Annotated in this window: 11 protein-coding genes; 6 read left to right on the top strand and 5 right to left on the bottom strand. The window is 68.1% G+C overall.

Features of this window, described 5'->3' with window-relative positions; all coding sequences use genetic code 11:
* Complete coding sequence (locus tag GGQ61_RS04335) at positions 1-1,422, top strand: sigma 54-interacting transcriptional regulator (protein ID WP_183770601.1); 1,422 nt, start codon at positions 1-3, stop codon at positions 1,420-1,422.
* On the opposite strand, the gene GGQ61_RS04330 is transcribed toward GGQ61_RS04335, so the two are convergent.
* Positions 1,423-2,649: a serine hydrolase domain-containing protein gene (locus tag GGQ61_RS04330; protein WP_183770029.1), complete on the bottom strand. Its 1,227-nt coding sequence runs from the start codon at positions 2,647-2,649 to the stop codon at positions 1,423-1,425.
* Positions 2,650-2,775: 126 nt separating this feature from the next.
* Positions 2,776-3,861, bottom strand: coding sequence for a 3-deoxy-7-phosphoheptulonate synthase (locus GGQ61_RS04325; protein ID WP_183770028.1), 1,086 nt, complete (start codon positions 3,859-3,861; stop codon positions 2,776-2,778).
* 290 nt (positions 3,862-4,151) lie between these two features.
* Here GGQ61_RS04325 and GGQ61_RS04320 point away from each other — a divergent pair, with 290 nt between their 5' ends.
* From GGQ61_RS04320 to hflX, 5 genes are all read left to right on the top strand, one after another.
* Positions 4,152-6,386: a sensor histidine kinase NtrY-like gene (locus GGQ61_RS04320; RefSeq protein WP_183770027.1), complete on the top strand. Its 2,235-nt coding sequence runs from the start codon at positions 4,152-4,154 to the stop codon at positions 6,384-6,386.
* A complete protein-coding gene (gene ntrX / locus GGQ61_RS04315) occupies positions 6,386-7,777 on the top strand; it encodes a nitrogen assimilation response regulator NtrX (protein ID WP_183770026.1) in 1,392 nt (463 codons plus the stop codon). Before GGQ61_RS04320 ends, ntrX begins: the two co-directional genes overlap by 1 nt.
* Before the next feature lies 1 nt (position 7,778).
* Entirely contained in the window at positions 7,779-8,642 is an 864-nt protein-coding gene (locus tag GGQ61_RS04310) for a D-amino-acid transaminase (protein ID WP_183770025.1), read from the top strand.
* Between the two features lie 100 nt (positions 8,643-8,742).
* The gene (gene hfq, locus GGQ61_RS04305; protein ID WP_183770024.1) at positions 8,743-8,994 is read left to right on the top strand and encodes an RNA chaperone Hfq; all 252 of its coding nucleotides are present in this window, start codon (positions 8,743-8,745) and stop codon (positions 8,992-8,994) included.
* Positions 8,991-10,307 carry a GTPase HflX gene (hflX, locus tag GGQ61_RS04300; protein WP_183770023.1) on the top strand — a complete coding sequence of 439 codons (1,317 nt, stop codon included), beginning with the start codon at positions 8,991-8,993 and terminating at the stop codon, positions 10,305-10,307. Before hfq ends, hflX begins: the two co-directional genes overlap by 4 nt.
* On the opposite strand, the gene mazG is transcribed toward hflX, so the two are convergent.
* From mazG to GGQ61_RS04285, 3 genes are all read right to left on the bottom strand, one after another.
* Entirely contained in the window at positions 10,304-11,113 is an 810-nt protein-coding gene (gene mazG / locus GGQ61_RS04295) for a nucleoside triphosphate pyrophosphohydrolase (RefSeq protein WP_183770022.1), read from the bottom strand. The genes hflX and mazG overlap by 4 nt on opposite strands.
* 3 nt (positions 11,114-11,116) lie before the next feature.
* The gene (locus GGQ61_RS04290) at positions 11,117-12,481 is read right to left on the bottom strand and encodes an MFS transporter (RefSeq protein ID WP_183770021.1); all 1,365 of its coding nucleotides are present in this window, start codon (positions 12,479-12,481) and stop codon (positions 11,117-11,119) included.
* A gap of 93 nt (positions 12,482-12,574) precedes the next feature.
* A complete protein-coding gene (locus tag GGQ61_RS04285) occupies positions 12,575-13,075 on the bottom strand; it encodes a hypothetical protein (protein ID WP_183770020.1) in 501 nt (166 codons plus the stop codon).
* Positions 13,076-13,258: the final 183 nt, after the last annotated feature.

Genomic DNA, 13,258 nt, shown 5'->3' with positions numbered 1-13,258 from the left:
ATGACGAACGCCAGCAAGAAGATCCTGATCGCCGATGACGACGCCTCGATCCGGCTGGTGCTGAGCCAGGCGTTCACGCGGCTGGGCTACCAGGTGCGGGCCACCGGCAACGCCACGACGCTGCTGAAGTGGGTGTCGGATGGCGAGGGCGACCTGGTCGTCACCGACGTGGTGATGCCCGACGAGAACGTGTTCGACGTGCTGCCGCGCATCCGCAAGGAGCGCCCAAAGTTGCCCGTCATCGTGATGAGCGCCCAGAACACGCTGCTGACGGCGGTCAACGCCGCCGACGCCGGGGCGTTCGACTACGTCTCCAAGCCCTTCGACCTGGACGACATGACTTCGGCCGCGCGGCGCGCGCTGTCGCGGCCGGCCGACACCGAGGCCACCAAGGCCCAGGCCCGCGCGGTGCGCGACGAGCGGCTGCCGCTGATCGGCCGCTCGGGACCGATGCAGGACGTCTACCGGACCATCGCCCGACTGGTCGGCGCGGACCTGACGGTGCTGATCCTCGGCGAGAGCGGCACCGGCAAGGAACTGGTGGCCCGGGCCCTGCATGACATGGGCCGGCGCAAGGACGGCAAGTTCGTGGTCATCAACCTGGCCGCCGTCCCGCGCGAGCGGGTCGAGGCCGAGCTCTTCGGCCGCGACGACGGGGACTATGGCAAGCTGGTCGAGGCCGACGGCGGCACGCTGTTCCTCGACGAGATCGGCGACATGCCCCTGGACGCCCAGACTCGCCTGCTTCGGGTGATCGACGGGTCTGAACAGTCGGTGAACCCAAAGACCGGCCGCCCGCCGAACGTGCGGATCATCGCGGCGACCAACCGCGACCTGCGGGCGCTGATCCAGCAGGGCCTGTTCCGCGAGGACCTGTTCTTCCGTCTGAACGTCGCGCCGCTGCGCCTGCCGCCGCTGCGCGATCGCACCGAGGACATTCCGGATCTGGCCCGGGCCTTCCTGCTGCGCGCCAACCGCGAGGGTCTGCCGGCCAAGACCATCGACGCCAGCGCACTGGAACGGCTGAAGCTGCACGGCTGGCCGGGCAACGTGCGCGAGCTGGAGAACCTGATCCGCCGGATCTGCGCGCTTTATGGCGAAGAGCTGATCACCGCCCGCATCGTCGAGCGTGAACTGGCCGACCAGCAGCCGGCCATTCCGGGCCACGAGGGGCCGGTGACGCTGGCGACGCTCGTCGAGCGTCACCTGGGCGGTTACTTCGCAGAGCAGCCGGACGGCGTGCCGCCGCCTGGCCTCTATGATCGGGTGCTCGAAGAGATCGAGCGGCCGCTGATCCAACTGACCCTGGCCGCCACGCGCGGCAACCAGGTGCGCGCCGCCGAGATCCTGGGCCTCAACCGCAACACGTTGCGCAAGAAGATCCAGGACCTGGGCGTGGAGATGGCTCGCGGCCGTCGCTGATCAGACCGCCGGTTCGATCAGGGCCGAATAGACCAGGGTGCGGAGCTCTCGCCGGACGGGATAGGCCGACGAGGGCAGCACCTGGGTCATGAACACGACCGAAAGGTCTTCGGCCGGGTCGACCCAGAAGGCGGTGCTGGCCGCGCCACCCCAATAGAACTCGCCGTCGCTGCACGGCACCAGCGTGCGCGGGGCGTCCTGCACCACGGCGAACCCCAGGCCGAACCCCACCCCGGCGTTGGTCGCCTCCGAGAACAGCGAGCGCGACAGCTGGGTCAGGTCCTTGCCGTCCGGCAGGTGGTTGGCGGTCATCAGGTCGAGCGTCTTGGGCGCAAGCAGTTGGACGCCGCCGAACTCGCCGCGGTTCAGCAGCATCTGGCAGAATTTCATGTAGTCGGCGGCGGTCGAGACCAGCCCACCGCCGCCGGAGACGAATGAGGGCGGCTGCAAGTAGGGGCTGGTCGTGGCGTCGTCCTGCAGGTCCAGACCGCCCTTCGGGGTGGCGTTGTAGCAGGAGGCGAAACGTCCGCCCTGGCCTTCGCGGACCCGGAAGCCGGTGTCGGTCATGCCCAGCGGCGTGAAGATCCGCTCTTGCAGGAACTGCTCGAACGGCACGCCGGCGATCTTGCCGACCAGGTAGCCGAGCACGTCGGTCGAGACTGAGTAGTTCCAGGCCTCGCCCGGGGAGAATTCCAGCGGCAGGGTCGCCAGCGTCTGGATCATGGCCTCGAGCGGCAGGGTGCTGCCGATCTCGCCGACGCCGGCCTTGCGATAGGCGGCGTCTACGTTCGTGCGGTTCTGGAAGCCGTAGGTGAGGCCGGAGGTGTGACGCAGCAGATCGACCATCTGCATCGGACGGGCGACCGGCTTGGTCAGAAAACCCCCTGTGACGCCAGCGTTGAACACGCCGAGGTTCGCCCATTCGGGAATAAAGCGATGGACCGGATCGTCGAGCGCGACCTTGCCTTCTTCGACCAGCATCATAAAGGCCACCGAGGTGATCGGCTTGGTCATCGAATAGATGCGGAAGATGGTGTCGGCTCCGCTGGCCAGGTCGCGGGCGACATCACGTCGGCCGCCGACGAACTCGTGCACGATCTCGCCGTGGCGGGCGATCAGCACCTGGGCGCAGGGCATCCGTCCGGGCTGCAGGTACTTTTCGGTGATGAAGCGGTCGAGCTTGGCGAGGCGGTCGGGGCAGAAGCCAAGGGAACGGGGATCGGCCATGTCGTGTCCTGGTCGTTGACGGCGAAGCAGCCGTCAACAGACCTGAACCGGCCGGGCGCGCCAAGTCCCGACGACGCATGAATGGCGAGGAGCGCGCACCCCGGTGCGCGCGCTCCTCGCTCAAAGTCAGGCCTGTACGGGCTCGCCGGCCAGCCGGGCGGCGCGCACCCGGCGGCGGGCTTCGACCGCCAGGGCCAGTTCCTCCAGCAGCTCGACGGACGTGTCCCAGTCGATGCAGCCGTCAGTGATGCTCTGGCCGTAGGTGAGCGGCTGACCCTCGACGAGGTCCTGGCGGCCGGCCACGAGGTGGCTTTCGATCATCACGCCGGCGATCCGCTGGTCGCCGGCGGCGACCTGGGCGGCGACGTCGCGGGTGACGGCCGGCTGGTTCTCTGGCTTCTTGCCGCTGTTGGCGTGGCTGACGTCGATGATCAAGGTTTGACGCAGGCCGCTGGAGGCGAGCTCGGCGCAGGCCGCCGCGACGCCGGCGGCGTCGTAGTTGGGCGCCTTGCCGCCGCGCAGCACCACGTGGCTGTCGTCGTTTCCGCGGGTGGCGGCGATGGCGGCGCGGCCGTCCTTGCCGATCGCCAGGAAATGGTGCGGCTGGCTGGCGGCCTTCACCGCGTCGACCGCGATGCGCAGATTGCCGTCGGTGCCGTTCTTGAATCCGATCGGGCAGGAGAGGCCGGAGGCCATCTCGCGGTGGATCTGGCTTTCGGTGGTGCGGGCCCCGATCGCGCCCCAGGCCACAAGGTCGGCCAGGTACTGCGGCGTCGTCACGTCTAGGAACTCGACCGCGGCCGGCAGGCCGAGGGCGTTCACTTCGAGCAGCAGCTTGCGGGCGAGCGGCAGGCCCTCGTCGATCCGGAAAGTGCCGTCCAGGTGCGGGTCGTTGATCAGACCCTTCCAGCCGACGGTGGTGCGCGGCTTCTCGAAGTAGACGCGCATGACGATCTCGAGCTGGCCCGCGAAGCGATCGCGCTGTGCGGCCAGTCGTCGCGCGTAGTCCATAGCCGCGACGGGGTCGTGGATCGAGCAGGGGCCGATGACCACGACCAGCCGGTCGTCGTCGCCATGCAGGATCCGATGGATGGTCTGTCGGCTATCCGACACGAGGGCGCCGATGGCGTCGCTGGCCGGGAGGTCGCCCATCACCTGCGCCGGCGAGGCGAGGGGCTTGATGTCGAGAATACGTAGGTCGTCGGTGGTCACTGGTGCGCTCCGGGGTGTTTTTCAGTCCCCGGCGGCCCAAAAGAAAAGCCGCCAGGTGCTGGCGGCTGGGCGGGTCTTGCGTCCTATGACAGCGTGCTGTCGCGCGATCCCCTTCCTCCGCCAGCGGCATCGGAATAGCCAAAATACCAAAACGAATATTGGCTGGTGGCGAGGATCATCCCTTCACCGTTAGCGCACTCGCTCGCCGCTGTCATCCCCAAGCAACCGTGAAGCTTGAGCGCAACATCACTGTTGAATTTGGGGCACAGGTGGTTAGGGTCGCCGCTGCAATGGCGTCTCTGAGTCACGATGGCGGAACTCACGCGACGCCCGCCGCGCGGTTCTGGCGGGCGTTGCAATCACGCTACGTGCTTGGCGGCGGCTACGCGCTGGCCGCATTGCTCACTGCGGTGGCCATTCTGCTGGCAGCCTCGCCGCCTGAAACCGGGCCGCTCGCGCCGGCGTCAAAGAACATCCTGGCGATCCTCGGCCTCAACCTGGTGCTAATCCTGGCGCTCGCGGCCCAAGTCGGGTTCCGGGTGGCGACGCTGATGCGGGCGCGGTCGGTCGATCCGGCGGCGCGGCTGCACGTGCGGTTCGTGACCCTCTTCGCCTTGGCGGCTGTGGCGCCGGCCATGGTGGTCGCGCTGTTCTACACCGTGCTGGTCAATCGCGGCGTCGAGAACTGGTTCTCCGAGCGGGTGCAGACGGTGGTCGAGAATTCGGCGACGGTGATGCGCTCGTATGTCGACGACCAGAGCCAGTTCGTCGACGAGCATGTCACGCTGATGGCCAACGACCTGAACCGCGCCGCGCCGGCGCTGCAGGTCAGTCCGGTCACGTTCAGCCATTTCCTGGCCTATCAGGCGTCCTATCACGCGTTCCCGGCCGCCTATCTGATCGACCGCGAGGGGCGGATCCTGGCGCGAGCCGAGGCGGTGGACGTGGTCGGCTTCCAGGCGCCGCCGCCGTCGAGCTTCGCGGCCGCGGACGAGGGATCTATCTCGGTCTCGCCGAACCTGACGCGGGCGCTGACCAGGTTGACGGCCTATCCGGACGCCTATCTCTATGTGACGCGGCCTGTGCAGGCCGGCATCGTCAATCAGCTGCACGAGGCGGACCGCGCGGTGACCGCATATCGCGAGGCGGCCGAAAGTCGTGCGCGTATTCAACGGGTTTTCGCGCTTTCCTATATCGAGACGGCGATGCTCGTGCTCGTGGGCGCGGTCTGGCTGGGCATGGGGGCGGCCAGCGCGATTTCGGCCCCGGTCGGGCGGCTTGTGCAGGCGGCAGGGCGGGTCGCGGGCGGCGACCTCGATGCGCGGGTCGACACGTCCGAGGATCCCGAGGAGCTGGCTGTCTTGTCGCGCGCGTTCAACAGCATGACGCATGATCTTCAGGCCCAGCAGGCGGCGCTGAAGCGGGCCGGCGACGAGGCCGAGGAGCGCCGACAGTTTATCGAAACCGTGCTGGCCGAAGTGTCCGCCGGGGTTATCGGCCTGGATTCGGACGGCCGGATTTCGGCGGTGAACCGGCAGGCGCGCATCCTGCTCGATCTCGTAGAAGGCCAGACCAGCGGCCGGCGGCTGGCGGAGGTGGCGCCCGAGTTCGTCGCTATCGCCGACCGCGCCGATGCGGTCGGGGAGGCGGAGGCCGAGGTCGACGTGGCCCGGGTCCGAGAGACGCACCGGCTGCGCGTGCGGGCCAGCCGCTCGGAAGGCGGGCTGGTGCTGACCTTCGACGACATCACGCGCCTCGTTTCGGCCCAGCGCAACGCGGCCTGGCGCGACGTCGCCCGGCGCATCGCCCACGAGATCAAGAACCCGCTGACGCCGATCCAGCTGTCGGCCGAACGCCTGCGCCGCAAGTTCCGCAAGGACGTGGCGCAGGAGGACCTGGAGACCTTCGACCGCTGCACCGACACCATCGTGCGGCAGGTCGACGGGATCGGGCGCATGGTCGACGAGTTCTCGTCGTTCGCGCGAATGCCGGCGCCCAAGTTCGCGGCGCAGGACGGGGCCGAGCTGGTCCGGGCGGCGGTGTTCGCCCAGCGGGTCGCCGCGCCGGATATCGACGTCGAGCTGCTCGATCCGACCCCGCAGGTGACGCTGGTGGCCGACGGCCGGATGATCGCCCAGGCGCTGACCAACATCCTCAAGAACGCCGCCGAGGCGATCGCCGCGCGCGTCGCCGTCGAGCCCGAGCCGAAGGGGCGGATCACGGTGCGCCTGATTTCGGACGAGCTGGGCGTGCAGGTGATCGTCGAGGACAACGGCGTGGGCCTGCCCGACAAGGACCGCGACCGACTTACCGAGCCCTATGTCACGACGCGCGAAAAAGGCACCGGGCTCGGCCTGGCGATCGTCAAGCGCATCCTGGAAGACCATGGCGGCGAACTGATTTTGACCGATGCGACGGGCGGACGCGGCGCCCGCGCAGTGCTGAAACTTCCCACGGCGGCGCCGGCCTCGCCCGACGCCGCCGCCGGACCTGAGCCCAGAGCTCAAGACGCAGGAGTGATGTGATGGCGGCTGATGTACTGGTGGTCGACGACGAGGCGGACATCCGTGAACTCGTCGCAGGCATCCTGTCGGACGAAGGCTATGCGGTGCGCACGGCCAACGATTCCGAGAGCGCGCTGGCCGCCATCAAGTCGCGCAAGCCGGCCTTGCTGATCCTCGACATCTGGATGCAGGGCGGGGGGATGGACGGGCTTGAGCTGCTCGACCTGGTCAAGACGCTGGATGCGGACATCCCGGTGATCATGATCTCCGGACATGGCAACATCGAAACGGCGGTCAGCGCCATCAAGCGGGGGGCCTACGAGTTCCTGGAGAAGCCGTTCAAGTCCGACCGCCTGCTGCTCTGCGTGGAGCGGGCGCTCGAGACCAGCAACCTCAAGCGCGAGAACCGCCGCCTGCGCGCCCAGACGATCCAGCCCGACGGCCTGATCGGCAAGTCCGTGGTCACGCAGCAGTTGCGCGGCCTGATCGCCAAGCTGGCCTCGGCCAACAGCCGGGTGCTGATCGCCGGGCCGCCGGGCTCGGGCAAGGAGACGGTCGCGCGGTTGATCCACGCGGCCAGTCCCCGAACGCGCAACGAGTTCGTGGTGATCAGCGCCGCGGGCATGACGCCCGAGCGCGTTGACGCCGAGCTGTTCGGCGAGGAGCTGGAAGGCGGCCGCCCGGCCAAGATCGGGGTGTTCGAGCGGGCCCATGGCGGCACGCTATACCTCGATGAAGTGGCGGACATGCCGCGCGAGACCCAAAGCCGTATCCTGCGGGTTCTGGTGGAGCAGCGATTCCGCCGCGTGGGCGGGGAGCAGGACGTGCAGGTCGATGTTCGGGTGGTCTCCTCGACCTGCCGTGATCTGCGCGAGGAGATCAATGCCGGCCGCTTCCGCGAGGATCTGTTCCACCGGCTGAACGTGGTGCCGGTCAGCGTGCCGGGGCTATCGGAGCGGCGCGAGGATATTCCCGAGCTGATCGACTACTTCGTGAACCGGATCTGCGAGGCGACCGGAATGCCGCGCCGGCGGCTGGCCGACGATGCGCTGGCCGCGCTGCAGGTGCGGGCCTGGCCGGGCAACCTCAGCCAGCTGCGCAACAACGTCGAGCGCATGCTGATCCTGGCGGCCGGCGATCCGGCCGAGCCGATCAGCGCCGACATGCTGCCCAACGACGCGGTGGTGAACGACCAGCCGTCCAGCCTGGGCGCTGAGAAGATCATCGCCTTGCCGCTGCGCGAGGCGCGCGAGGTGTTCGAGCGCGAGTACCTGAACGCCCAGATGCTGCGCTTCTCGGGCAATATCTCGCGGACGGCGGCCTTCATCGGGATGGAGCGTTCGGCCCTGCACCGGAAACTGAAGTCCCTGGGGCTGTCGGGCGCCAGGCCTATGGAAGAAGAGGACGCGTAAGGTGGGGCGTATCGCCTATGTGAACGGGCAGTTCGTGCGGCACGGCGAGGCCGTGGTGCACATCGAGGACCGCGGCTACCAGCTGGCCGACGCGGTCTATGAGGTCTGGGCCCTGTTCGACGGCAAGCTGGCGGACGCCGAAGGCCATTTCGCGCGGCTGGAACGCAGCCTCTCTGAACTGCGCATCCCGATGCCGATGAGCCGCGCGGCCCTGACCATCGTCCTGCGCGAGGCGGTGCGCCGCAACCGGATCAGCGAGGGCCTGCTCTACCTGCAGGTCGGCCGCGGGGTCGCCCCGCGCGGCCACGCCTTTCCGGACCAACCGGTCCCGCCGGCGGTGGTCATCACGGTGTCCGCCGTCGATCGGGCGACGAGCGAGGCCAAGGCCGCCAAGGGCGTGAAGGTCATCACCACGCCGGAGAACCGCTGGGGCCGCTGCGACATCAAGACCGTCGGCCTGCTGCCCAACGCACTCGCCAAGCAGGCGGCCAAGGAGCGCGGCGCTGCCGAGGCCTGGTTCGTCGACGATCTGGGCTTCGTGACCGAGGGCGCGTCGTCCAACGCCTGGATCATCGACGCCGACGGGGTGCTGCGGACACGTGACACCAACGCGAACATCCTGCGCGGGGTCACCCGGCGCACGCTGCTGGACGTCCTGCGCGACGAGGGCATGAAGGTCGAAGAGCGGCCGTTCACGCCCGCGGAGGCCGCCGCCGCGAAGGAGGCGTTCATCACCGGCGCCGGCAGCCTGGTGCTGCCCGTGGTGGCCGTCGACGACACGCCAATTGGAAATGGTGAGGTCGGACCGGTGGCGATGAAGCTCCGACGCCTCTATATCGAGCGCGCGAGGGCGACCGCCGTCTGAGCGAGCGGCGCGATTGCGTCGGTCATACCGGCCGGTCTAGCGTCATGCATGTGTGTGGGAGGCGTGTTGCCTCCCGGAACAGAAAAAAGGGCGACAAGCCATGTCCGGCAACGAAAAGAAACAGAACCTCCAGGACACGTTCCTGAACAGCGTCCGCAAGTCGAAGACGCCGCTGACGATCTTCCTGGTGAACGGCGTGAAGTTGCAGGGCGTCGTGAGTTGGTTCGATAATTTCTGCGTGCTCCTGCGTCGCGACGGCCAGTCGCAGCTGGTCTACAAGCACGCCATTTCCACCATCATGCCGGCTCAGCCCGTTCAGCTCTATGAACCGGCGGAAGACGAGGGCGATTGACCTCCAAGTCCATCGATCGTGAAGCGCCCCCCCAGGGGGCGCTCGTCATTCATCCCCAGCGAGACGGCCGCGATTCGGCGCGCAGCTCGCAGGCGCGTCTGGACGAGGCCGTCGGCCTCGCCCTGGCGCTCGACCTCGAGATCAGGGACGCGATCATCGCGCCGCTGCGCAAACGCACGCCCGCGACCCTGTTCGGCAGCGGCAAGGTCGACGAGATCGGCGCGCTCTGCGCCCAGCTCGACGTCGATGTCGCCGTCGTCGACGACGCCCTGACGCCCGTACAGCAGCGCAATCTGGAAAAGGCTTGGCAGGTCAAGGTGATGGACCGCACAGGCATGATCCTCGAGATCTTCGCCCGCCGAGCCCGCACCCGCGAAGGCATCCTGCAGGTCGAACTGGCCAGACTGTCCTATGAGCGCTCGCGCCTGGTCCGGACCTGGACCCACCTGGAGCGCCAGCGCGGCGGCTTCGGGGTCATGGGCGGCCCCGGCGAAACCCAGATCGAGACCGACCGGCGGCTGCTGGCCGAGAAGATCGGTAAGCTGAAACGCGAGCTGGTCGAGGTTCGACGCACCCGCAACCTGCAGCGCGGCGCGCGCCAACGTCACCCGTTCCCGGCCGTGGCGCTGGTCGGCTACACCAACGCCGGCAAGTCGACCCTGTTCAACCGCCTGACCAAGGCGGACGTGATGGCGGCCGACATGCTGTTCGCCACGCTCGACCCGACCCTGCGGATGCTGGATCTGCCCGATGGGCGGCCGGCGATCCTGTCCGACACGGTCGGCTTCATCTCCGACCTGCCGCACGAACTGGTCGAGTCCTTCCGGGCCACCCTCGAGGAAGTGAAGGAGGCCGACGTCATCCTGCACGTCCGCGATATCGCCAGCGAGGAAAGCGAGGCCGAGGCCGAGGATGTCCGCACGGTGCTGGACCGCCTCGGCGTGGACGTCGAAGAGCGCAACGTCATCGAGGTCTGGAACAAGGCCGACCTTCTGGAGCCCGAGGATCGCGAGCAGATCGCCGGCGACGCCCGGCGCCATCATCCGCCGGCGGTGATGGTGTCGGCGGTCAGCGGCGAGGGTTGCGACACGCTGCTGGCGACGATCGCGCGTCTGGTGGACGACGCGCCCCCGGTTTCGGTCAAGCTGACGGCCGCGGACGGCGCGGCTATGGCGTGGCTTTACCGGCATGGCCGGGTGCTGGATCGGGTCGACGACGAAGACGGCGGGGCGCGCATCGCCGTGCGGCTGAACGCCCAGGCGCTGGGCCAGTTCGAGCAGCAGTTCCCGAAGGCGGAGCTGACCCCGCTCTAGGCCTTTTCGGCCGCCTTGGCCGCGTCCCAGAGGGCGTCCATCTCTTCGAGGTCGGATTGGTCTGCGGTCTTTCCGCGCTTCGCCAGTTCGGCCTCGATGAACTGGAAGCGGCGCGCGAACTTGGCGTTGGTCGAGCGCAGCGCGTCCTCGGGCTCCAGGTCCAGCTTGCGGGCCAGGTTGGCGCAGACGAACAGGATGTCGCCCAACTCGTCGCGCATGCGCGCGACGTCGCGGCCGTTGGCGATTTCGACTTCCAGTTCAGCGGTCTCCTCGCGCAGCTTATCGAGCACGAACGAGACGTCCGGCCAGTCGAAACCTACACGCGCGGCCCGCGCGGTCAGTTTCACCGCGCGGGTGAGGGCGGGCAGGCCGGTCGGCACGTCGTCGAGCAAGCTCTGGTTCTTGCCCTTCGTCGCGCGCTCCTGAGCCTTGATAATCTCCCAGGCGCGGGTCTGCTCGGCGCTGGTGCGCTGCTCGTCCTGCCCGAACACGTGCGGGTGGCGGCGGATCATCTTCTCGGAGATGGCGTCGGCCACGTCGTCGAATGCGAACGCGCCCTGTTCCTGCGCCATCCGGCTGTGGAACACCACCTGCAGCAACAGGTCGCCCAATTCCTCGCGCAGGTCGTTCAGGTCGCCCCGCTCGATGGCGTCGGCGACCTCATAGGCCTCCTCGACCGTATAGGGCGCGATGGTCGCGAAGGTCTGCTCAAGATCCCAGGCGCAGCCTCCGTCAGGGTCGCGCAGCCTCGCCATGATGGACAGCAGGCGGTCGATGGGGCGCTGATCGCTGGGCGTGGAACTCATGGATTATTCGGCGGCTTCTGCAAGTTGGGCGTCCTTCATATCGCGGGCCGCCAGGGCTGCGCGAATCTCCGCGTGACGCTCTGAGGTCAGCGGGAAGCCCCAGACGATCACGCTGGCCGCGATGGACATCGCGGCCGGCGCTGCGGCGAAGAGAATGGCCAGGCCCTGGAGACCGGTATCGACGCCCGAGCCCTTGGGATCGAAGCCCATGGCCTGCAGGAGCGGGAAGCTGACGCCGACCGCGGCGGCCGAGCCGACCTTCACGGTGCCGGACAGGATGGCGTAAAGCAGGCCGGTGCGGTCGACGCCGCTGGCCAGACGCTCCTCATCGCCGATGTCGGCCATCATCGCCCGCAGCAGGAAGGCGCCGGCCGCGTAAGGCACGCCGATCATGAACATCAGTGTGGCGGCGGGGATCATCGCGCCTTGCGGGATGAGGAGCGAGCAGAGCGTCAGCGCGGCGTACACGATCCCCGACACGGCGAGCGCGCGGTGCTTTGAGATCTTGTAGGACAGCCAGGTCCACAGCGGCGCGCCGACCAGACCGCCGATGAAGTAGATCAGCAGCAGGAGGCTGGCCTCCGCGTGGGTGAAGCCCTTCACGCGGCCGAAGAAGAAGAAGAACAGGGCGCCGGTGATCGCCGGGCCGGTCCCGATCAGCAGGTCGGCGACCAGGATGCGCACCACGGTCGGGCGCTTGAACAGCGCCAGGTACTCGCGGAAGCCAGACCTCTTCACCTCGGAAACGACCGGCGGTTCGGGGACGCGCCACAGTGCCAGCGCCACCGTGATCGGCATGAGGATGACGATGAACCAGCCCATCGCCTGGACGCCGGCGCGGTGTCCGGTGACGCCCAGCAGCGGCAGCAGCGCCGGCAGGGTGAGCACCAAGATCATGCCGACGACGTTGCCGGCCTGCCACCAGGCATAGATCCGAGAGCGCTGGTCGTACTGCGGCGAGAGCACGGCGGCCCAGGCCAGTTGGGAGAGGCCGGCGATCGAAACGCCGGCATAGACCACCAGCAGCCAGAGCCACAGATAGCCCGTGGAGACGCCGGGCTTCGCCATGAACAGCATGTAGGAGGCCAGCATCAGCATCGGCGCGCTGATCGCGAACCACAGCTTGAAGCGCCCGAACCGCGATCGGGTGCCGTCCATCACCCCGCCGATATAGGGGTCGAACGCCATGTCGAGCAGGCGCACCAGCATGAACGCCATGCCGACAGCGCCGAGGCTGAGGCCGAGTTCGTTGGCATAGTACTCGGGGAGATAGACCACGAGCGGCAGACCCAGGCCCGCCAGGGGGAGACACGGGGCGGCCAGGGCCGCAAGTGTCCAGTTGGAACGCCGTTCCGCTTGCGCGGTCATCTCACTCATCCCCTGACGCTTCCGGATCTACGGGCGTCCGGCGAGCGGCGCGATGTGAACCCTCAGGCCCCAGGGTGGCAAGGTCTATCGACGTTATCGCCGGGCGTACACATTGCCGCGGCCCAATTGGTGGGCGAAGCGGTTGAAGGCGTACTCAGCGTCCGACCAGGTGGTGGTGAGACGCGACTGGCGGATGTCCGTTTCGTACCAGTCGTAGCGGATCGGCGTCACCTCGCCGTCGACCGATATGGCGCGGCCTTCGATCTTGGCGCCGCCGACGCCGAAGCTCTCCATCGAAAGGCCGGGCCTGTCGCCGAGCTGCTTGAAGGTCGGGCGGTTGGGGCGCGCGTCCACGAGGGTCAGCTCGAGGCGGCCGCCGGCCAGGACGCCCGTGCGATGCATTTCGCGCTCAACGTCCTTGCGCAGTTCGGTCGCCAGGCGCTCGACGTCACGGACGCCGTATTCCTCTGCGGCCTTCTTCTGCAGCTCTGGGCTGAGCGTGACCTGGACGCTGGCGACGGTCGGCATCGGCTCTGCGAACGCTGAACCGACGAGGGCGAAGGCGGCGAATGCGGTAAATAGCAGGGCGCGCATAACTGGCTCCAAACCAAAGGGCGACACAGTCTTAGGTGGGCGCACGACCGCCTTTCGCAAAGGGATCACGCAAGCGTGGCCTTAGTGTGGCGCGCAGCCCGGCATCAGGCTTGACCTGAAGGGGGCGGCGCCCAAGTCTGCCCGCCAGGGGATGGCATGTTCAATCGTCAAACGGAGACGACC

Origin of the sequence: Phenylobacterium haematophilum (assembly GCF_014196295.1) — a bacterium.
GTDB lineage: Bacteria > Pseudomonadota > Alphaproteobacteria > Caulobacterales > Caulobacteraceae > Phenylobacterium > Phenylobacterium haematophilum.
Note: the sequence above shows the minus strand (reverse complement) of the source record. Positions and strands in the feature narration are given on the sequence as shown.